Source organism: Aminobacterium sp. MB27-C1 (assembly GCF_030908405.1).
In the GTDB taxonomy this organism is placed as follows: domain Bacteria; phylum Synergistota; class Synergistia; order Synergistales; family Aminobacteriaceae; genus Aminobacterium.
In genome coordinates this window covers 1,945,743-1,965,007 of the sequence record NZ_CP133089.1, presented here as the reverse complement: position 1 = coordinate 1,965,007, position 19,265 = coordinate 1,945,743, and the positions used below count along the sequence as shown (strand labels likewise).

Here is a 19,265-nt window from a genome sequence, read left to right as displayed (position 1 = left end):
ATAGCCACCGTATGGTTGTCGTTTCCAATCGTTTGCCTATAATTTTGCAGAAGAGAGAAGATTCATGGTTCGTGGAACCAGGTTCTGGCGGGCTTGTAACGGCTCTTACCCCTGTATTGCGAGATCGCGGCGGAATGTGGATAGGGTGGCCGGGAACAAAAGAGAGAATAAGTTTAAAAGCTTTACGAAATGTTTTGGGCCCCATTTCGGAAGAGACTGGATTCAGAATAGTTCCCGTTTTACTTGAGAAGAGCGATATTGATGATTATTACTACGGTTTTTCCAATTCCATAATTTGGCCTCTTTTTCATGATTTGGAGGCTCACTGCCGTTTTAAGGCCGAATATTGGAACGCCTACGTCAGTGTCAACCATAAGTTTGCCTCTATCGTAGCAAAACACTCATTGGAAGAAGACCTTATATGGGTTAACGATTATCAATTAATGCTGCTTGCAGGCAGGCTTGAGCGATTAGGTGTGCAACGCCCAACAGCTTTTTTCCTGCATATTCCCTTTCCTTCCCCTGATATCTTTATGAAACTTCCATGGCGTAAAATGCTGATAAAAGAGCTTCAACGTTATTCTTTCCTCTGTTTCCAAACTCTTCGTGACAGGCGAAACTTTATTGAATGTGTAAAATCTTTTTCCCCTTCAGCTCATGTCATAGGGCGTGGGGCTATTGTCGAACTAGCGATTGGGAATAACAGAATTCGAGTAGGTAGTCTTCCAATCAGCATCGATTATAAAAAATTTCGCTCTTTGGCTTCGACAAAAAAGGCTGCGCTGCGTGCTCAAGAGATACGTAAAGAAATTTCAGGCGATTGCCTCATGCTTGGAGTTGATAGGCTTGATTACACAAAAGGTTTACCTGAGAAATTGAGAGCTTTTGCTCGGGCTCTCGAAAAATATCCAGAACTCCAGGGGAAAGTGACTCTATTCCAATTGGTGATTCCGAGTCGTGAAGGAGTTGTGGAATATTGTGTGCTTCGTGACGAGACTCAAAAGCTTATCAGTCAAATAAACGGACGATTTTCTACAACGGCTTGGATCCCTGTTCTCTATCGTTACGGAACAGTGAATCAGGAGGAATTGGCAGCGATGTACAGGGCAGCAGATGTAGCGTTGGTTACTTCTCTTAAAGACGGAATGAATCTCGTTTGTAAAGAATATTGTGCTTGTCAGCCTCATTACAAAGGAGCTTTGATTCTAAGCGAGTTCGCGGGAGCGGCTTCCCAGCTTCGTAACGGAGCTCTTCTCGTTAACCCCTATGATGTAGAGAGTACTGCCGATGCTATATATTACTCTGTTACAATGAATGAAACGGAAAAAAGGAATAGAATGAAAAGAATGTGCAAATCCATACGAGAACGGGATGTCTATTGGTGGGTTGATAATTTTCTGCGTGGAGCAGCAGGTAAAAAACTTGAAGATTTTCCAGAAGCAACTATTCCTGAAATATGGCCAGGATTGAGGAAAAGGGGCTATGCACAAAGAGAGAAAAAAGGCGGTGAAAGCAATGGGAATCAGAGATCATGAAGCAATTCGTGCAATATTAGGTAGAAGAAGCATTCGGCGTTTTGAAGAGAAGCCTGTAGAGAAAGAAAAAATAGAGCTTCTTATTGAATGTGGGTCGGCGGCTCCCAGCGCAGCTAACAGCCGTCCATGTCATTTTGTTGTTGCTACGGATAGGCCTATTCTTAATCGTCTGGCGGAGGATCATCCCTATGGCAAAATGCTTTTTGAAGCGCCTCTTGCCATTATTGTGTGTGGAAATCCAGAAAAAAATGATTTTGCCCGACGTTATTGGGAAGAAGATTGCTCTGCTGCCATGCAGAATATTCTTGTTGCAGCTCATGCAATTGGTTTGGATGGTGTTTGGCTTGGCGTTCGGCATGCGGAAGGTTGCGAAGAAGCTATTCGAAAAATTCTTCCCATACCAGCCCATATCGCTGTATTAGGAATTGCAGCTTTAGGGTATGGAAAGGAGAAAAAGGATCCGCATAAGGGAATCGAAGAAGGAACGTTGCATGTAAATGGCTGGTGAAGGGGTGTATATCAGTGAATAAAAGAGATAATACGACAATACAAATAATACTTGGGCGTAGAAGTATTCGAAAATTTACTCAAGATACGGTAGATCAAGATATTGTAGATATTCTTCTCGAATCAGCTTTTGCAGCTCCAAGTGCTCATAATAGAAGGCCGTGCCATTTCATTGTTGTACAACAGAGAGAAGTTCTTGACAAACTCGCAGAAGCTCATGATTCGGGGAAAATGTTACATGAATCACCTCTTGCTATTGCTGTCTGTGCCGATACGTTGTCGTGTCCAGAGGAAGATTTGGCCTGGATTGAAGATGGAGCGGCCGCACTCGAAAATATATTGTTAGCAGCCAGGGCATTTGGCCTTGAAGGTGTATGGCTTAAAGTTATGGATCGACATCCCCGGGAAGAGCTCGTAACTCCTATTTTAGCAGTTCCTGATGGTGTCAAAGTTATTGGAATAGCTGCATTAGGGTATCCGGCAGAACATAAAGCTCCCCATGAAGGTGTAAATAAAGAGCGAGTGCACCGTGAAAAATGGTGAATAATGTAAATAGTTAAGAAGAGATATGGCGGGGGAGAGAGCTTTTAGGCCTTCTCCCTTTTTTAGTAAGCTTGCCTCGAACGTGTTAAAATACTATAGTTTGCTATTCTTTCGATTGTTTTTTAGGAATTTATTGTGGAGGTAGAATCTATATGGAAGAGAAAAAAGGCGAGCCCCTATTTGGAAAAGTCCTCCCTTTACCCTTGGTGGAGGAGATAAAGCATAGCTATCTTGATTATGCGATGAGCGTCATTGTAGGGCGGGCTCTCCCAGATGCCCGAGATGGGCTGAAACCTGTACAGAGAAGAATCCTCTATGCCATGACGGAGTTGGGACTTCGTCATAATACGGCGTATAAGAAATCTGCTCGTGTCGTCGGAGAAACGATGGGTAAATATCACCCACATGGTGACTCGGCAATCTACGATACTATGGTTCGAATGGCCCAAAATTTCAGCATGCGTTATCCCCTTGTCGATGGACAAGGTAACTTTGGATCTATTGACGGAGATCCTGCGGCAGCAATGCGTTATACAGAAGCTCGGTTGTATGAAATTGGAGAGCTTATGCTTGCTGATATAAATGAAAATACGGTGGATTGGGGACCTAATTTCGACGAATCACTCGAGGAACCCCTTTGCCTTCCGGCAATGCTACCCAACCTTCTTATAAACGGAAGTTCGGGTATTGCTGTAGGAATGGCTACCAACATTCCTCCCCATAATTTGGGAGAAGTTATTGATGCTCTTTGTTACATTATTGATGTTGATCCAGAGCATATTGATATAGGAGAGATATTAGCAAGGTTACCTGGTCCTGACTTCCCTACCGGCGGCGTCATAATCGGCAGAGATGGAATCATAGATGCCTATCGTACGGGACGGGGCAAAATTACAATGCGTGGCAAGACCCACGTAGAAGAGGGAAAAAGAGGTAAAACCTCTGTAGTAATCACAGAAATTCCCTACATGGTCAATAAGACGAATCTTATTGAAACAATTGCCAAGAATGTTCAGGACAAAACGATTGATGGCGTTATGGACATTCGTGATGAATCTGACCGTGACGGCCTTCGAATTGTTCTTGAAGTCAATCGTGATACAGATCCTAATTTGGTCTTGCGGCAGCTTTATCGTCGAACACAACTTCAGAGCACTTTCGGCGCTATTAATTTAGCTTTGGTGGACGGTCATCCTAGAGAACTCTCTATAGAAGAAATGCTTTCTATTTTCCTTGACCATAGGCGAAGTGTTGTTCGTAGACGAACACAGTTTCGTCTGGAAAAAGCCCAGGCCAGGGCGCATATTGTTGAAGGTCTCGTAAAAGCACTCGATATTATTGATGCGGTTATCGCTCTTATTCGAGGATCAAGTACCACTGATGAAGCCAAGAAGGGGCTTGTGGAGAAACTAGAATTTTCAGAACTTCAGGCTCAAGCTATTCTTGACATGCGCTTGCAGAGACTTACTGGACTGGAGCGAGAAAAACTTGAGGCTGAGTTAGCCCAGCTTTTATCAGATATAGAACGCTTCCAGACGATTCTGGGGAACGCGAAGGTTCTCGATACAGTCATTAAAGATGAGTTACTTGATATGAAAAAACGTTTCGGAAATGAGCGAAAAACAGACATTATAGATGCTGTGGAAGATGTCTCTTTAGAAGACCTTATCCCTGAAAGTGATATTGTTGTTGTGCTTTCAAGAGATGGATATCTGAAACGTAAAGATCTTGAAGAGTACTCTCTCCAGGGAAGAGGGGGTAAAGGAAGAAAGGGAGCTTCTTTGCAAGAAGAAGACGAGATAGCTCTGGTTGCTGTGACAAGTACTCACAGAGATATCTATCTCTTTACCTCGTTGGGTCGTGTCTTTGCCTTGAAAGGTCATATGGTTCCAGAATCGAAAAACGGACGTGGTAAGTTAATTAACCGCTTTGTTGCCTTGGAAGGAGAGGAACGAGTGGTGACCATGCATGGCCGTGCTGTAGAGGGGGCAGAATATGCCTTCTTCATTACGAAAAATGGAACGGCTAAGAGACTTGATCTTTCCGAACTTAAAAATCTGACACGAGCTGGACGGAGAGTTTTAGGACTTGACGAAGGCGATGAAATCGCAGAAATCGTCTTGACGTCGGGAGACGATCACTTGCTCATAGTAACGGCTCAGGGACAGGCCCTTCGTGTTCATGAATCCGAATTCCGACCTATGGGGCGCATGGCCAGAGGCGTTCGGGCTATGCGTTTAGGGCAGGGAGACTACGTTATTGGGTGTGATGTAGTTGCCGAAGGCCGATGGCCTTTGCTTTTAAGCGAAAAAGGGGTTGGAAAACGAACGCGCTACGAAGAGTTTGCTCTTCGGCATCGTGGTGGTAGCGGTGTTATCGTAATGAATCTAAGCGAGAAAACAGGAATGATAGTAGGTTGCTGGAGCGTTGCAGAAGATGACGAGATCATGGCCATTACCAGCAGAGGTCGAATTATTCGGCTCGCAGTTTCAGACACGCCTGTTTTGGGAAGAACTGCTATGGGGAGTATTATCATGAGACTGGATGAAGGCGATATTCTAGCTAATGCTAGTGTTGTAAATACAAAAGAGGGCGAAGACGAGTAATGATTGCTCGTGATGGTTGGCCTCTCATTATCTTTACAGGATTTTTAACAGGGGGGAGCTTTTTGCTCTCCCCCTGGATGGCCGTTGTTATGGGTGTCTTTTTTGCCCTTGTTGTTTGGTTCTTTAGAGATCCTGAAAGAGACCTTCCAGAAGATGTCGAAATGTGGGTTTCTCCTGCAGATGGTAAGGTTGTCGAAATAGAAGAAGTGGAACATCCCTACACTGGGCGGGCGTTAAAAGTTGGAATTTTTATGTCTCCTTTTAATGTGCATGTCAATCGAGCCCCTTATGAAGGAACAGTAGAGTTCCTAGAGTATGTTCCAGGTAAAAAATGGATGGCTTTTAATCCTAAGGCATCTGAAGAGAATGAACGCATGTATGTCGGATTGAGAACAGATCATGGCCCAGTTCTTCTTGTACAGATTGCTGGCTTCTTGGCGCGAAGAATTGTTTGTCGACTGAAGCGGGGCGAAAAAATCTTACGCGGACAACGTTTTGGAATGATAAAATTAGGCTCTAAGGTTGACGTCTATCTGCCTTTGAGTGTAAAGTCCACAGTAACTGTGGGGCAGAAAGTAAAGGCGGGAAAATCTGTGTTGGGAGTGACGGCGAGTAATGAGGAAAATGAATAAAAAGCGGCATCTTTCTTTTAGAGAAATTGCGCCCAATATGGTAACAAGTGGAAACTTGCTGTGTGGCATGCTGTCGCTCATTCTTTCTTTTCATGGGCGCTTTATTCCGGCAGCATGGCTTATCTTTTTTGCAGTCTTTTTTGATTTTATGGATGGCAAAGTTGCCCGGAGTTTGGGTGGCGGAACACAATTTGGCTTGGAATACGATAGTATTGCTGACGTGGTGAGCTTTGGTGTTGCTCCTGCCATGCTCATGTATACCAATTATCTGAATGGGTTTGCGGGAGTCACTGGTGCGCTTACTGCCTGTTTCTTTGCTCTGTGTGGAGCTTTGCGTTTGGCGCGATTCAATGTCGTTCATGTCCCTGGACCTTTTCAGGGATTGCCCATTCCTGCCGGGGGGCTTTTTCTGGCTTCTTTCGTTATAGCTGGCCTTGCAATTCCTTCTGCTTTTGCTGCTTTTCTGGCAGTTGGGACTGGCATCCTTATGATTTCAAGTGTTCCATATGGCAATTTAAAGGGACTTCGTAAGGGCAACACGAATAAGAAGAAATTCCTTTTCTTGGGAATGGTTGCTATGGGACTCATTGCCGTTTTACATACATCGGCGCCTCTCGCTGCCATTTCTATCTATGTAGTAAGTGGGTTGCTCCACTTTGATTGGGGAAAGTGGCTTTTATTGAAAGAGGACGAAGACCCACTGAAGGAAAGTATTTAGATCGACATAAGAATCAAATGTAAATAAAAATATTACAGGGGAGCACTAAGCTGAGAGGAAAGTCGGTAGACTTTCGACCCTTATAACCAGATCCGGATAATGCCGGCGCAGGGAGTCTTTATTCAGGAGGAGTTCGCCGAAATACGGACGCTCCTCCTTATTTTTTGAGGAGGTGCACATTCTTTGGCACTATATCGGGGAAATGCATTGACTATCGCAGGAAGTGATTCGGGTGGTGGCGCTGGAATTCAGGCAGATATTAAAACTTTTGCCGCCCTTCGTGTTTTTGGAATGTCTGTGATTACTGCAATAACGGCACAAAACAGCCTAACAGTAAAAGAAGTTCATGACGTTCCTCCCAGCACTGTCGCAGCTCAACTAGATGCCGTTTTGTCCGATTTTAGAATTGGCGCAGCCAAAACAGGCATGCTGAGCCGACCCGAAACTATCGCTGTTGTATGTGAAGCTCTTCGTAATTATCAGGTATCAAATCTTGTTGTTGATCCTGTTATGATCTCCCAAAGTGGGGTCAGCCTTATTTCTGATCCGGCAATTCAGGCTTTAAAAGAACAGCTTTTGCCTCTTGCTTTAATCGTGACGCCTAATATGCCAGAGGCAGAGAAGCTGAGCGGAATAGAAGTTCATACTACAGAAGATATGGAGAGAGCTGCTCGATTGATTTCCGGCTTGGGCCCGAAGGCTGTTTTGGTTAAGGGTGGGCATATGGACGTTGAGAAATCGAAGGATACAGTTGTTGATGTCTTGTATTGCGAGGGAAAAACAACTGTTTTTGAGGATCCTCGCATTGATACTCAAAATACCCATGGAACAGGGTGTACTTTAAGCGCTGCTATAGCTGCTGAACTTTCTGCCGGAAGAGAATTGTTGGAAGCAGTGTCGCTTGGACGTCAATACTTGCGTTTGGCATTGCTCCACAGCTTTAAACCAGGCCATGGATGGGGTCCCTTGGGGCACGCTGTAACACCAGAGTGGATAAGAGGCTATGAGGCAGAAGAGAGCAAATTATAAAGGCATTTATCTCTCTGAAGTTTGGGAAAGTGTTAGGCAACATCGTCCCCTCGTGTACCATATAACAAATATGGTTGCGGCAAACTTTCAGGCGAATGTGTGTTTGGCTGCTGGGGCTTCTCCTTTAATGTCTTTAAAGACGGAAGAGGCACCTCTTTTTGCCGATCAAGCTGATAGCATCCTTATCAACACGGGAACGCCAACTACTGAAAGTTGCGACTCTATGCGTGCTGTCTTGCCGGTTATAAAAAAGAGGGGGAAACCACTTGTTCTTGATCCTGTTGGATATGGAGCGTCTCCCTTTCGTATTTCTATAGTTAAAGAAATACTTGAGAGCAACGTCGTCTCTGTAGTAAAGGGTAATCGTGGAGAAATGAGCCTTCTAGGTGAGGAAAAGGGGGCTGTTCTCGGTGTTGACTCTCTTGGCAGCGATAATATTGAAAGGGCTCTTTTGCATATAGCTTCCAGCTATGATGTGGTTGCTGTTGCGACAGGAGAAGACGATATGGTGGTCACAAAATCGTCACCTTTTCTTCTCTCGCTTCCAGGAGGGAATAGTCTCTTTCCCCAAGTAACGGCCAGCGGATGTGTCGTTGGAACATTGATTGCTGCTTGTGCGGCAGTAACAGCTGATTTCGAGCTTGCTGCGACAACGGCTCTTGTTGCTGCTACGCTAGCGTCTGAAAGAGCATCTCAAAGAGGGAATGTAGAAGGTCCAGCTTCTTTTCAAAATGCTTTCATCGATGAAATATATCATCTTTCGCCAGGTGCTTTCTCAGAATATGACGAACGTTTTGTTTGCAAAGAGGTGGAAGAAAGATGAATGTTAGAGATTTTTTGAGATTATATGTTATTCCAGATTTGAAAATAGGGGCGCCAAGAACTCTTTTGGAACAGACAGAAGCTGCTTTGAAAGGGGGCGCTACTTTGATACAGTTACGTGATAAACAGTCAAATGGGCGTGAACTCTTTGAAATCGCTGTTGCGATGAAAAAGATTTGTCACAAGTATGGAGCTCCTTTAATTATTAATGATCGCTTAGATATTGCCTTAGCAGCAGAAGCTGATGGAGTACATCTTGGTCAAAATGACCTGCCTTTGGAATCCGTTCGTTCTTTTTTACCTGAAGATTTTATTGTCGGTGTTTCTGCTCATACAGTGAAAGAAGCTCAGGAAGCACTGCATAATGGAGCGTCGTACATAGGAATTGGTGCGGCTTTTCCGACAGGAAGCAAAGGCGATGCCGATGTGGTTGGAGTATCCCGAATAGGAGAAATCATAAAGGCTGTTTCTATTCCTGCTGTTGGTATTGGCGGCATAACGGAAAAAAATGTTAAAGATGTAATGGCAGCTGGTGTTGATGGTGTTGCGGTTATTTCTGCAATAGTCAGTTCTGAAGATATTGAAGAAGCGGCACGCCATTTTTTGAGCATTATGTAATTTCGAATTTGAAAAAGAGCCGGCAGAAAAATTGCCGGCTCTTTCTTTAGGGGTACTAAGGAAACGTGTCTTAAATAAGATCTTTGAAAAGGCCCATTTTTTTTGTCATAACGACAAGGGCAAAACCGAGAAGAGCTCCTGGAATACTACTTGCTAAAAATGCTATCTGAAGGGCTCCAAGAGCAGGTGTCTTCCCTATAGCAGGCCCGATAACGAGAGCTGATATTGTAGCTCCGATGGGTCCGGTTCCGAGAGGTTCTACCAAGGCTGCCCAATTCTTTTTGAAGAAGCGATATGCAAAACCCACCATAAGAGCCCCAGGAATACTTCCAGGAAAAGCAAAGAGGCTTCCAGTTCCCATCATGTTTCGAATAAAACTCGTTACGAAAGCTATAGAAGCCGCCCACCATGGCCCCAAAAGAATTCCAGCAAAAACGTTGATTGTATGCTGAAAGGGAAAGCACTTTGTTGGACCAAAGGGAATATATATACCTGAAAGAAGAACCCCTGCTGCCGCAAGTAATCCTGCAAAAGTAAGCTTCTTTATATGTAGTCGTGATGAAGCTACTGCTGTGTTATTTTCCGTTCCAGAGAATGCCATTAATTTGTACCTCCTTTGATACCATTCCTATAGAAAGGGCAAAATCTGCAAATTTTTGCCATTTCTCAACGCTGAAAGTCTGTTCTTCAGCATAGAGGTCGATTGTCTTCCCAAACGCTGCTGTTTCCAACTCCCTCGAAGCTTCAGGAACAGCCTTGAGATAGGCTTCCAGAGCCTCTTCTGGGTTTTGTCGCGTCACGTTTATTGCTTCTTGAACAGCTTCCTTGAATCTTCTTATCGAATCTTCCTTTTCTTGTAGCGTTTTATTTCCTGTAACGAAAACAAGCTCGTCATAGTCTGGTATTCCATGTTTTTCGAGTTCAAAATATCCGGGAGTATAGCCGTGCTGTTCAAGCTCCACAACTTCATAGTTCTTGTAAGGCCCCATAATAGCGTCAACTTTTCCACTGGTGAGAGAAGGAATAATAGTAAAACCTACATTGATCAGTTCATAATTTTTTAGACCATTTTCTTTCGCGAAACCATCAGTGAGATGATCCATCATTCCGGGCACGGTATAGCCAATTTTCTTTCCTTCCAGATCAGAAGGAGTCTCAATATCTTTCCCCCCGATAAAAAGTAGTGTCGTTAATGGATGTCCTACGAGGCGTCCAACAGCTTTGATTCCAATGTTTGATGAGGCTGCAATAATGATTTGGGGCTCATAGCCAATTGCAATATCAATGTGAGATGCAGCAGCCAATTTGAGTGGGTCTGAAGTTTCTGAAGGACTCACTATAGATACATCAAGATTAAATTGATCAAAAATGCCCTTTTCTTGAGCAACATAAAGGGGTAAATGATCGATGTTAGGGAACCAATCAAGCATAACAGTCAGTTTTTCTTGTGCAAAAACAGTCCCAGAGAGCAGCGTAAGCAACATTATCAATGCACACAGTAAGGCACGTACTTTTTTCATATTAAAAATCACCTTCTCAAAAAAGATTTTATTTCTTCCATGCAAGTGCTTTTTTCTCGATAGCACCCACAATTATCCAGAGAGAAACTCCTATTACTGTCAGCCATAAAATTGAAGCAAAAACGAGGTCTACTCGAAGTCTGGCATTTGATTGAATCATGAGATAGCCAAGTCCACGCTGCGCGCCTACCCACTCTCCGATCACAGCTCCTATTGTTGCTACCGAAACTCCAACTTTTAACCCCGCTAAGAAATAGGGCAGGGCCCACGGCCAATAGAGATATTGAAAGGTTTTTAGAAAGGGAGCCCCCATAAGGGTAAAGAGCTTTCTGTAGTCTTCATCGCAGCTTTTCAAACCTTCGAGAAGATTGACGACGATGGGGAAAAAGATAATGAGAGCTGCCATAAAGACTTTGCTCCATATGCCATATCCGAACCAAACGACGAGAAGAGGTGCCAACGCAAAAACAGGAATGGCTTGTGATGCGACGAGAATTGGCGAAAAAGCTTGTTCCACAGATGGAAATACGAACATCATTATGGCAAGGGGAATAGCTATGGCTACGGAGAAAATAATACCCAGCAGAATCTCAGCACCTGTCATAACAGCGTGATAGGTAAGAAGAGGTGCTTGTTGAATCGCGACATATAAAACTCTGGAGGGAGCTGGCAATATAAATGGTGGAATATCTCCATATCGACAGACCAGTTCCCAGATAAGAATTAAGAATGTTAAGAAGCCTAGAGATAGTGCCGATCTCTTCATAAATTTCATGATTTCATTTCCTCTTCCAACTCCAAGAGTATTTTTTTCTTGAGGGCAATATATTTTCCTGAATTAAGATCTCGTGGTTTTTTTGACGATAGAGTAATAGTCTCTCGTATATTCATTGGAGGTTGAGTGAGAACAATAATTGTATCAGCGAGAAAGAGAGCCTCGTCTATGTCATGTGTAATCATAAGAACGGTTTTATGAAAATCGTTTTGAAGAGTAAGCAACAATGTCTGCAAACTCTTTCTCGTGATTGCATCAAGGGCTGAAAGAGGTTCATCTAATAACACTATTTCCCGCTCAAACATAAGGGTGCGAATCAAAGCGCAGCGTTGTCTCATGCCTCCTGAAACAGCACGAGGAAAATATGAATCAAAATTTTCCAAACCAAAACGCTTAAAAAGTTCCTTTACCTTGTTTTGAATGTCACAACTATTTTGCTTAGCAAAAGCACGAGGGAGCAACGCATTTTCATTAAGAGTGAGCCAAGGTAAAAGTAAGTCTTTCTGTTGCATATAAGCAGCAGCTTTTCCAAGATGTGGCAGACTTTCTCCTAACCATGTAATAACTCCCTCGTCTCTGTCTATCGTTCCAGTCAGAAGGTCAAACAACGTGGTTTTTCCACATCCTGACGGGCCGATTAATACAGTGAAGGAACCTCGCTTCATATTTAAATTGAAATGATTGATAATGGGTTGGCCGTTATAGCTTTTCCCTATGTGATCGAGACTGAGCATATGCTATTATTGCCCGATTTTATTGAGTCTTCCCCAAACGAGGTAGGTGATGATAATACCAAGGGCAAGATTGGGTATCATATAACTGGCATTGTAGACTGTAGAGTATAGCCATACATTTGTTCCTTCGGGAGCATAACTTGCAAAGAAAACGACGCCAGAGAGTATATGGCATACAAGACGAGCAAGTGTTCCTAAAGTGAGACCGGCCCAGAGAGGTTTGCGTATCAATGCAGCTAACCCAAGAACGCCAAAGGCAAGAGGATAGTCGAGAAGAGCCTGAACGGGGTGGACAACATATCCACCGAGAAGAAGCTGTATAATTCCGGCGACAGTACCAGCACCGAACCCATATTTCAAGCCGTGTCGGAGTGCAAAAATAAGCAAGGGGATATTTTCAAGGGTAACAGAGCCTCCCTGAGGCATTCTCCATAGCTTAATGTATGAAAAGGCCACGGTCATGGCTACAACAAGAGCCCCTTCAACAAGAATCTTAGTTTTATTACGCATTAGAAATTCCTCCTTGATAGGCCTAGCCGGAGGAAGGTGAGGTAGTGTTGAAAATATTACGCTGGACTTCCCTTCGCCGGCATGACCCGGATCAGGTTCCAGGGGTCGAGACCATCCGTCTCCTCTCAGCCGGTATACGCCGACTCCCCCAGTACTCTGTATTTGTCAACGCTATTTTGACCCCTTTAGACTTCTTTGTCAAATCGTAAGGAAAGAGTACTATAATTAAAATACTATGCATTTAATCGCCGATGGGGGTGACGAGTGTGTTCGAAACTATAATGAAGATGTTGCGTCAGGTATCCATCAAGTGTAGATTGGCAGTACTTATTCTTTTCCTTTTTATATCCTTAGGTGGTCTTTCTCTTCTTTCGATCTTTAATAAAGTTCAAGGCCAGCTCCTTTTAGGGATGCTTGCAGCCTTTTTATGTGTAGGTGGAATTATAAGTTATTTTATTTCTTATTCAATTACGTCTGCTACGACAGCCACAGCTGAGGGGCTACGGGAGTTGGCAGATGATTTAGATCTGACTTTTAGAACCTTTACATGGGCAAAAGATGAGATTGGAGATGTGAGTCGATCTCTTAACTATTTTCTTATAAAACTTAACGAGGCTATGGTAACAGTAGATGGCGTGGCGGGAACTCTAACTGAATCTTCAGATTCTATGAAATCTCTTACCGAAGTATCAAGGGGAAAAACAGTATCAATTAGTGCTAAGATGAAAAATGCTACAGAAAATATGGAAAAATTGGCGCAAGGAGTTGAAGAGATTAATCAGACGGTTTCTGAAATTTCTGAAGTTGCTCAGCGTTCTGCTTTGAGAAGTGCTGAAACGGCAGAATTGGTGAATATGGCTCACCGTTCGGGGAGTTCTGGCCGTAGCCGATTACGAGAGACGACAGGAACAGTTCATACTGTAGCAAATCATGAGAAAATGTTTGCTCAAAAAGTAGAAGCTCTTTCTGAGAGTGCCAACCAGATACAGTCTTTTGTTGCTACTATTTCTCATATAGCTGATCAGACAAATTTACTTGCTTTAAATGCAGCTATTGAAGCATCCAGGGCTGGAGAACACGGCAAGGGGTTTGCTGTAGTTGCTGAAGAGGTTCGGAAACTCGCTGAAGAAAGCCGGCAGGAAGCTGGTCGTATCGATATGCTAGCTCAACAGATCAGCACAGATTTAACAGAAGTTGTAAACACTGTAAAAAGTAACGTAACCTCAGCGCTAGAAGCGGCCCAGTCTGCTGAAGAGACAGAAAAAGAGATTGAGCAGATTCTTCAGACCTTGGAAAAAATAAATGAATCAACTCAAGATGTTGCTTCAATAGCTCAGGAAGAAGCTGCTAGCTCCGAAGAGATAGCGAGTCGTATTCATCTTATAGCAGAAAAAGCTGGAATTATTTCAGAGAATATACATTCTGTGACGCAAGAAGCATCAGTACTAAAATCTCTTGGAGACGAAGTCTTTGAATCTTCAGAGAGTGTAAAAAAAGTAGCCTTAAAAATGAGAATGGATGTCGGGGCTTTTAAAATACTAAAAGAGGATGAGTCATCCTCAAGGAGAGTAAAGGTTTTATCTCCTGATTAGGGGAGGAGTATTAATGAAAAAAGAAACATTCACTATACCAGGAATTTTCGGGGATCGACACGTCATTATAAATCGCCTTTCTCAAAATGAAGATACCAAAAAAATCATAGTCCTTTTCCATGGAGTTCATGGTTGCGCTTCTCTTGAGGAGGGAAATAAATATGCTGTACTCGCAGAGATGCTTCTGCCGTTGGGCTTTACGGTATATCTCACAGAGACTAGTCGGATTCGGCGCGATCGGAGCTTCTTCGGAGACGACAGAGAGTGTTGGGCCCGTACTGCATTTAAAGGAAAAACGTATGCTATGGATCTATTCGATGTGAGCGCTGCCCTTGAGGAGATAGAGAAACGTCACATGAATGATGAAATATATTTATGGGGTTTTTCTCTGGGAGGAATTCATTCTATTTTGATGGCAGGTGGAAGTTACCGTGAAAAATTAGTAAATGGTGGTCTTTGTGCGCCTTCCCTTGATGTTGCACCGGCAGGTATTATTGTCTCTGGCAGCGGCGATAGCCTTGATGATAGGGATGAATCGTTGGCTTTAAAGTTACCCATTCTTGACACTATTGGTGATAACACTCTTCTTTACAAGTCCGCTCATTCCATTAGGTCCGGGTGGTTTGTTAGTTTTTACGGGGAAAACGATCAGACATTTAGCATGGATGCTTGCCGCCGTCTCTTTGATGCCGTTAGTACATCAGATAAAGAGTTTATTGTTATACCAGGTGCGGATCATGCTTTTAGAAAAATGAGAGGACTTGCCTCTATTCAGCCATTGAAGAAAATGGTATCTCACGTAAAGGCTCGTTTGATGGAGTAAATTTATAAATTCCATGGCCAGGGGAGCGAGATGCTGAAGAAACGCTCTAAAAATGAAAAGGTGGCAATGGCAATTATTCCTCCAAAGGCAAGAAAAGGGGCAAAAGGTATAGGTTGTTTTTTGTGAGCCCGACGTAGAAGTAGCAGCAAGGCGGCAACGAGTCCTCCTGTAAGAATGCCAATATATATGCTATATAAAGAGAGGTGGAGACCTAAGCCAGCACCCATTCCCCCCATGAGCTTAATATCTCCGCTACCTAAGCCTCCCTTGCTGAGTAAACGAATAAGCAACATGATTATCATGCCTGCAATAGCACCTGTTATGCCATCTATAAAAGGAGATAATCCTGCAATAGCGCGAATGAATAAACATATCCCTCCCATCAGAATTGGTACGATATCAAAGATAAAACCACTATATAAATCTGTGAGAGCAGAGAGAAAGAGTCCCATTGAAAGAAGTATTGTAATAAGAAAAGAGAAAGAAACCCCTTCCCGTAGAAAGAAAAAAGAGCAAGGAAGAGCAAATATGAATCCTGCAACGAAAGGTTTTGAAAGTACTTTTCTTAGAGCAGATGTTTCAGGAAGAAAAGTTTCTTGGGTCATGCGAAAAGCTAATTTTTCTATATATATTCCCATAAAGAAGAAAAAAAGAAACATAAAGACCAAAAATAATGTATCCATTCCTTCCTCCATGAAAAAATTTTTAGAGTATTGAAAATAGTCTCAGCCTATCCTTTATAATAGTGTTACTATAGATCTTAAAGGGGGGAAGAACCATGCCGAAAAAAATTCTTGTAGCTGTCGATTTAAGTAAGGTATCAGAAGAAGTTTTCGCTTACGGGTGTTCTTTAGCCCTGCGTTTGGGAGTTCATGCAACCTTTATTCATGTTATGCCTCATCCCACCCTGTGGAAAGGATATGAACCCTGGCTGCCACCAGAAATCGACATGGAGATATCTGAGATAGCTCGTAAAAAACTAGAATATTACTTTAGAAAAGCTAAAGAGCGCATGCCGGAACTTGCTAACGTAGATTTCGATATGGTTGTTAAAGAGGGCAGTCCCTCTGATGTCATTATTGATTACGCTAAAACTGGAGATTACAACCTTATTGTCATCGGTTACCGAGGGCAAAGCACAATAGAACGACTAGTCGTTGGTAGTACCGCTGCAAATGTGGCACGTTATGCTCACTGTTCAGTACTTATTTATCGCCCTGGTTTAGAGGTTTTCTAAGAAAGAGGGGCAAAGGCCCCTCTTTCTGTTTCTTTATGTTTTTATGATTACTTACTTTTTAGTTCTTCCCTTACTTCCATAACGTTCTTGTCCATATGTGCGTGTTTTTTCAGCAGACTCATGCCTGCGATTACCTTTATCAAGGTTTTTTTGAAATTCCTTCAGCAATCGATCCTTTTTTTCTTGTTCCTCGTCTTTGAAATTAGACTGAACATCCCTGTCGATATATTTTAAATCGATAAGAGCCTGAATATAACGAATATCAATGCCTGTCGCTTCTGATAAACTTTCTACATCATAATTCCGAGAGGCATTATCTCGCAAAAACTCCCTTACTCGTCGATAAAGGTTATCAACTTCATCAAGACATTCGGGACAAATCTTTCCTCGCGACGAAGAAAATACTTTTCCACAAAGTTTACAAGTAACAAGATTCAAGGAGTTTCCCCCCCTTCTTTTTATTTCCCTTAAATTATAATTGTACATTATAAATAAGGATTACAGGACGTGGCAAATCTATTTTTCTTTGTTAAGATTAGTAGCGCTGATATTTCAGGACATGATGGAAAAAAGAATAGATAAAAGGAGGACTGTTTCATGAAGGTAACTGTTGTTGACCACATAGGTGTCGCTGTAAAAAATATTGAAGAAGCGTTGAAAGTATGGGAAACCGCGTTGGGAATTACATGCGCAGGTGTGGAAGAAGTTGAAGAACAGAAAGTTAAGACAGCTTTTCTTCCGGTAAAGGATACTGAAATTGAGCTCCTTGAGCCGACTGCTGAGGATAGTCCTGTTGCTAAGTTTATTGAGAAAAAGGGAGAAGGAATCCATCATCTTGCATTGCGTGTTGAAAATCTTGAAGAAGCACTCGCAGAGTTAAAGGAAAAGGGCGTTCGCTTGATTGATGAAAAGCCAAGATATGGTGCTGGCGGAGCGAAAATTGCCTTTGTCCACCCCAAAGCTACAGGGGGAATTTTGCTTGAGCTCTCAGAACGTTAGAGGGGGCAACTAGAGTTATGACGAATCGGAGTATCGAAGAACTTTGTGCAGAACTGGATCGCAAGCGCGCCGAGGCCCAGCAGGGCGGTGGAGCGAAGGCCATAGAGAAGCAGCGATCGAAGGGGAAGGGGACAGCGCGCGATCGTATCGCGCAGCTTCTTGATGAAGGGACCTTTATCGAACTCGACGAGCTGGTCACCCATCGTTGCCATCGTTTTGGTCTTGAGAGCAACACCATCCCTGGTGATGGCGTTGTGACGGGCTATGGAGAGATTGACGGTCGTCGAGTCTATGTCTTCAGCCAGGACTTCACCGTCCTTGGAGGCAGTCTCGGCGAGAAACATGCAGACAAGATCTGCAAGGTTATGGATCTGGCCGTGAAGAACGGCTCGCCCGTCATCGGCATCAACGATAGCGGCGGAGCGAGGATTCAGGAAGCGGTAGACGCACTGAACGGTTACGGGAAGATTTTCTACAGGAACACCATAGCGAGCGGCGTCGTTCCCCAGCTGTCGATCATCATGGGTCCCACGGCAGGCGGAGCGGTCTACAGCCCAGCATTGACAGACTACATTTTCATGGTGGAGAAGACGGGGATCATGCACATAACAGGTCCGGCAGTCATCAAGGCGGTGACGGGCGAGGAAGTCAGCAGCGAATCTCTCGGCGGAGCGCTGACCCACAACGCGAAGAGCGGCAACGCCCACTTCATGGCGAAGAGTGAAGTCGAGTGCTTCTCTCAGGTGAAGAAGTTGTTGAGCTATCTTCCCAGCAACAACGTGGACAACGCCCCGTGGAAAGAGACGAACGACAATCCCAATCGTCTTGTGCCGGAACTTCGCAACGTAGTTCCCACCAATCCGAACAAGGGATATCGAGTTCACGACGTCATCGAGAAAGTGGTTGACGACGGAGACTTTTTTGAAGTACAGCCTTTATGGGCCAAGAACATGGTCACAGGCTACGGTCGCGTCGGTGGCGAAGTGATAGGCATCATCGCCAATCAGGCGGCCAACATGGCCGGTTGCCTCGACATAGACGCCTCAGACAAGGCGAGCCGTTTCATTCGGCATTGTGACGCCTTCAACATTCCCATTGTCACCTTTGTAGACGTTCCAGGATACCTTCCCGGCACGGAGCAGGAGTGGGGTGGCATCATCCGTCACGGAGCGAAGCTTCTCTATGCCTACAGCGAAGCCACCGTTCCCATGATCACGGTGGTATTGCGAAAGGCCTACGGCGGTGCCTATCTCGGCATGTGCTCCAAATCGTTGGGAGCCGACATGGTTCTGGCCTGGCCCCAGTCGGAGATTGCCGTAATGGGAGCGGAAGGAGCAGCGAACATCGTGTTCCGCAAAGAGATCGAAAAGGCGGAAGACCAGGTTGCGGAGCGGAACAAGAAGATAGAGGAGTACAGAGAGGCCTTTGCCAACCCCTACGTGGCGGCGGAGCGAGGCTACGTGGATCGGGTCATATTGCCGGAAGAGACACGCCGCGAGATCTACCTGGCATTACAGGGAACGGCGAACAAGCGCGAACTTCGACCGAGACGCAAGCACGGCGTCATGCCCCATTAGTGCGAGGAAGGGGCGATAGCAGTGACAGATCTTCATACCTATTTTGAGACGGGAATAGGCGGGGCGATCACCTTGGCGCTCATAGCCTTTTCCACGGTTTTTCTGGTTTTGGGAGGGCTGACGGCCATCATCTATGCCATCAAGTATTTTGGTGGTGTGAAGGCGAGCCCGACGGCACCGAAGGGGAATGGCGGCACGCCTCCGGCACCTGCAGCGAAGCCTGCATCAGCGCCTGTGGCAGCGCCAGTATCGGTACCGTCGGCATCAGGAGACCAGAAACGTCTTATAGCCGTTATCACAGCGGCGTTAGTGGAAGCAACGGGCCGGCCCTGCCGCATCACGAGCATCGAAGCGACAGGTACCACATCATCGAAGAGACGTGGTCCACGGGTGAGCCTGTGGAGATCGAGCGCCATCATGGAAGGGCTCGAAAGCTTAAACAACCAGACCTGGTCAGGTCGGTAAAGACAACGACAACACAGCAGTGT

22 protein-coding genes and 2 riboswitches are annotated in these 19,265 nt (G+C 44.4%); of the genes, 15 read left to right on the top strand and 7 right to left on the bottom strand.

What is annotated here, in order from left to right; all coding sequences use genetic code 11:
* Positions 1-11 precede the first annotated feature (11 nt).
* From RBH88_RS09570 to thiE, 9 genes are all read left to right on the top strand, one after another.
* On the top strand, positions 12-1,535 hold the full coding sequence (locus RBH88_RS09570) for a trehalose-6-phosphate synthase (RefSeq protein WP_213695713.1): 1,524 nt from the start codon (positions 12-14) through the stop codon (positions 1,533-1,535).
* A complete protein-coding gene (locus tag RBH88_RS09565) occupies positions 1,516-2,043 on the top strand; it encodes a nitroreductase family protein (protein ID WP_307879584.1) in 528 nt (175 codons plus the stop codon). Before RBH88_RS09570 ends, RBH88_RS09565 begins: the two co-directional genes overlap by 20 nt.
* 14 nt (positions 2,044-2,057) lie before the next feature.
* The gene (locus RBH88_RS09560) at positions 2,058-2,585 is read left to right on the top strand and encodes a nitroreductase family protein (protein WP_213689891.1); all 528 of its coding nucleotides are present in this window, start codon (positions 2,058-2,060) and stop codon (positions 2,583-2,585) included.
* 152 nt (positions 2,586-2,737) lie between these two features.
* On the top strand, positions 2,738-5,191 hold the full coding sequence (gene gyrA / locus RBH88_RS09555) for a DNA gyrase subunit A (protein WP_213689890.1): 2,454 nt from the start codon (positions 2,738-2,740) through the stop codon (positions 5,189-5,191).
* Positions 5,191-5,823, top strand: coding sequence for a phosphatidylserine decarboxylase family protein (locus RBH88_RS09550; RefSeq protein WP_213689889.1), 633 nt, complete (start codon positions 5,191-5,193; stop codon positions 5,821-5,823). The genes gyrA and RBH88_RS09550 overlap by 1 nt, the downstream gene beginning before the upstream one ends.
* Positions 5,807-6,541 (top strand): CDP-diacylglycerol--serine O-phosphatidyltransferase, encoded by a 735-nt coding sequence (gene pssA / locus RBH88_RS09545; RefSeq protein WP_213689888.1) that lies wholly within the window; start codon positions 5,807-5,809, stop codon positions 6,539-6,541. Before RBH88_RS09550 ends, pssA begins: the two co-directional genes overlap by 17 nt.
* Before the next feature lie 26 nt (positions 6,542-6,567).
* Positions 6,568-6,672: riboswitch (TPP riboswitch) on the top strand.
* A 52-nt stretch (positions 6,673-6,724) separates the two neighbouring features.
* Complete coding sequence (gene thiD / locus RBH88_RS09540) at positions 6,725-7,570, top strand: bifunctional hydroxymethylpyrimidine kinase/phosphomethylpyrimidine kinase (RefSeq protein WP_213689887.1); 846 nt, start codon at positions 6,725-6,727, stop codon at positions 7,568-7,570.
* Positions 7,545-8,393, top strand: coding sequence for a hydroxyethylthiazole kinase (thiM, locus tag RBH88_RS09535; protein WP_213689886.1), 849 nt, complete (start codon positions 7,545-7,547; stop codon positions 8,391-8,393). Before thiD ends, thiM begins: the two co-directional genes overlap by 26 nt.
* Positions 8,390-9,010 (top strand): thiamine phosphate synthase, encoded by a 621-nt coding sequence (thiE, locus tag RBH88_RS09530; protein ID WP_213689885.1) that lies wholly within the window; start codon positions 8,390-8,392, stop codon positions 9,008-9,010. The genes thiM and thiE overlap by 4 nt, the downstream gene beginning before the upstream one ends.
* A 70-nt stretch (positions 9,011-9,080) precedes the next feature.
* On the opposite strand, the gene thiW is transcribed toward thiE, so the two are convergent.
* Genes thiW through thiT form a run of 5 tightly spaced genes read right to left on the bottom strand, consistent with a single transcriptional unit; the run spans position 9,081 to position 12,549 of the window.
* Complete coding sequence (gene thiW / locus RBH88_RS09525) at positions 9,081-9,611, bottom strand: energy coupling factor transporter S component ThiW (protein ID WP_213689884.1); 531 nt, start codon at positions 9,609-9,611, stop codon at positions 9,081-9,083.
* A complete protein-coding gene (locus tag RBH88_RS09520) occupies positions 9,586-10,530 on the bottom strand; it encodes an ABC transporter substrate-binding protein (protein WP_213689883.1) in 945 nt (314 codons plus the stop codon). The genes thiW and RBH88_RS09520 overlap by 26 nt, the downstream gene beginning before the upstream one ends.
* Positions 10,531-10,558: 28 nt before the next feature.
* A complete protein-coding gene (locus RBH88_RS09515; protein ID WP_213689882.1) occupies positions 10,559-11,305 on the bottom strand; it encodes an ABC transporter permease in 747 nt (248 codons plus the stop codon).
* Positions 11,302-12,039 (bottom strand): ABC transporter ATP-binding protein, encoded by a 738-nt coding sequence (locus tag RBH88_RS09510; RefSeq protein WP_307879583.1) that lies wholly within the window; start codon positions 12,037-12,039, stop codon positions 11,302-11,304. The genes RBH88_RS09515 and RBH88_RS09510 overlap by 4 nt, the downstream gene beginning before the upstream one ends.
* Positions 12,040-12,045: 6 nt before the next feature.
* Positions 12,046-12,549: an energy-coupled thiamine transporter ThiT gene (thiT, locus tag RBH88_RS09505; RefSeq protein ID WP_213689880.1), complete on the bottom strand. Its 504-nt coding sequence runs from the start codon at positions 12,547-12,549 to the stop codon at positions 12,046-12,048.
* A 51-nt stretch (positions 12,550-12,600) separates the two neighbouring features.
* Positions 12,601-12,709: riboswitch (TPP riboswitch) on the bottom strand.
* Between the two features lie 106 nt (positions 12,710-12,815).
* Here thiT and RBH88_RS09500 point away from each other — a divergent pair.
* Together RBH88_RS09500 and RBH88_RS09495 are read left to right on the top strand one after the other, a co-directional pair.
* Entirely contained in the window at positions 12,816-14,141 is a 1,326-nt protein-coding gene (locus RBH88_RS09500) for a methyl-accepting chemotaxis protein (protein ID WP_307879582.1), read from the top strand.
* Between the two features lie 13 nt (positions 14,142-14,154).
* Entirely contained in the window at positions 14,155-14,964 is an 810-nt protein-coding gene (locus RBH88_RS09495; protein WP_213689878.1) for an alpha/beta hydrolase, read from the top strand.
* 2 nt (positions 14,965-14,966) lie between these two features.
* Here RBH88_RS09495 and RBH88_RS09490 read toward each other — a convergent pair whose 3' ends face one another.
* Positions 14,967-15,647 (bottom strand): prepilin peptidase, encoded by a 681-nt coding sequence (locus RBH88_RS09490; RefSeq protein ID WP_213689877.1) that lies wholly within the window; start codon positions 15,645-15,647, stop codon positions 14,967-14,969.
* Between the two features lie 95 nt (positions 15,648-15,742).
* Here RBH88_RS09490 and RBH88_RS09485 point away from each other — a divergent pair, with 95 nt between their 5' ends.
* Positions 15,743-16,201: a universal stress protein gene (locus tag RBH88_RS09485; RefSeq protein ID WP_213689876.1), complete on the top strand. Its 459-nt coding sequence runs from the start codon at positions 15,743-15,745 to the stop codon at positions 16,199-16,201.
* Between the two features lie 51 nt (positions 16,202-16,252).
* On the opposite strand, the gene RBH88_RS09480 is transcribed toward RBH88_RS09485, so the two are convergent.
* Positions 16,253-16,639: a hypothetical protein gene (locus tag RBH88_RS09480; RefSeq protein WP_213689875.1), complete on the bottom strand. Its 387-nt coding sequence runs from the start codon at positions 16,637-16,639 to the stop codon at positions 16,253-16,255.
* A gap of 159 nt (positions 16,640-16,798) precedes the next feature.
* On the opposite strand from RBH88_RS09480, the gene mce reads away from it, so the two are divergent.
* Genes mce through RBH88_RS09465 form a run of 3 tightly spaced genes read left to right on the top strand, consistent with a single transcriptional unit; the run spans position 16,799 to position 19,242 of the window.
* Positions 16,799-17,200 carry a methylmalonyl-CoA epimerase gene (gene mce / locus RBH88_RS09475; RefSeq protein ID WP_213689874.1) on the top strand — a complete coding sequence of 134 codons (402 nt, stop codon included), beginning with the start codon at positions 16,799-16,801 and terminating at the stop codon, positions 17,198-17,200.
* Positions 17,201-17,217: 17 nt separating this feature from the next.
* Positions 17,218-18,777, top strand: a complete 1,560-nt coding sequence (locus RBH88_RS09470; RefSeq protein ID WP_307879581.1) for an acyl-CoA carboxylase subunit beta — start codon at positions 17,218-17,220, stop codon at positions 18,775-18,777.
* Between the two features lie 21 nt (positions 18,778-18,798).
* The gene (locus tag RBH88_RS09465) at positions 18,799-19,242 is read left to right on the top strand and encodes an OadG family protein (protein ID WP_307879580.1); all 444 of its coding nucleotides are present in this window, start codon (positions 18,799-18,801) and stop codon (positions 19,240-19,242) included.
* Positions 19,243-19,265: the final 23 nt, after the last annotated feature.

What these genes read in the sequence shown, in the direction of transcription:
- RBH88_RS09570 (WP_213695713.1), top strand. Translation starts at nt 12, where the DNA reads ATGGTTGTCGTTTCCAATCGTTTGCCTATAATTTTGCAGAAGAGAGAA.
- RBH88_RS09565 (WP_307879584.1), top strand. Translation starts at nt 1,516, where the DNA reads ATGGGAATCAGAGATCATGAAGCAATTCGTGCAATATTAGGTAGAAGA.
- gyrA (WP_213689890.1), top strand. Translation starts at nt 2,738, where the DNA reads ATGGAAGAGAAAAAAGGCGAGCCCCTATTTGGAAAAGTCCTCCCTTTA.
- RBH88_RS09550 (WP_213689889.1), top strand. Translation starts at nt 5,191, where the DNA reads ATGATTGCTCGTGATGGTTGGCCTCTCATTATCTTTACAGGATTTTTA.
- pssA (WP_213689888.1), top strand. Translation starts at nt 5,807, where the DNA reads ATGAGGAAAATGAATAAAAAGCGGCATCTTTCTTTTAGAGAAATTGCG.
- thiM (WP_213689886.1), top strand. Translation starts at nt 7,545, where the DNA reads ATGAGGCAGAAGAGAGCAAATTATAAAGGCATTTATCTCTCTGAAGTT.
- thiE (WP_213689885.1), top strand. Translation starts at nt 8,390, where the DNA reads ATGAATGTTAGAGATTTTTTGAGATTATATGTTATTCCAGATTTGAAA.
- thiW (WP_213689884.1), bottom strand. Translation starts at nt 9,611, where the DNA reads ATGGCATTCTCTGGAACGGAAAATAACACAGCAGTAGCTTCATCACGA.
- RBH88_RS09520 (WP_213689883.1), bottom strand. Translation starts at nt 10,530, where the DNA reads ATGAAAAAAGTACGTGCCTTACTGTGTGCATTGATAATGTTGCTTACG.
- RBH88_RS09515 (WP_213689882.1), bottom strand. Translation starts at nt 11,305, where the DNA reads ATGAAATTTATGAAGAGATCGGCACTATCTCTAGGCTTCTTAACATTC.
- RBH88_RS09510 (WP_307879583.1), bottom strand. Translation starts at nt 12,039, where the DNA reads ATGCTCAGTCTCGATCACATAGGGAAAAGCTATAACGGCCAACCCATT.
- thiT (WP_213689880.1), bottom strand. Translation starts at nt 12,549, where the DNA reads ATGCGTAATAAAACTAAGATTCTTGTTGAAGGGGCTCTTGTTGTAGCC.
- RBH88_RS09495 (WP_213689878.1), top strand. Translation starts at nt 14,155, where the DNA reads ATGAAAAAAGAAACATTCACTATACCAGGAATTTTCGGGGATCGACAC.
- RBH88_RS09490 (WP_213689877.1), bottom strand. Translation starts at nt 15,647, where the DNA reads ATGGATACATTATTTTTGGTCTTTATGTTTCTTTTTTTCTTCTTTATG.
- RBH88_RS09485 (WP_213689876.1), top strand. Translation starts at nt 15,743, where the DNA reads ATGCCGAAAAAAATTCTTGTAGCTGTCGATTTAAGTAAGGTATCAGAA.
- mce (WP_213689874.1), top strand. Translation starts at nt 16,799, where the DNA reads ATGAAGGTAACTGTTGTTGACCACATAGGTGTCGCTGTAAAAAATATT.
- RBH88_RS09470 (WP_307879581.1), top strand. Translation starts at nt 17,218, where the DNA reads ATGACGAATCGGAGTATCGAAGAACTTTGTGCAGAACTGGATCGCAAG.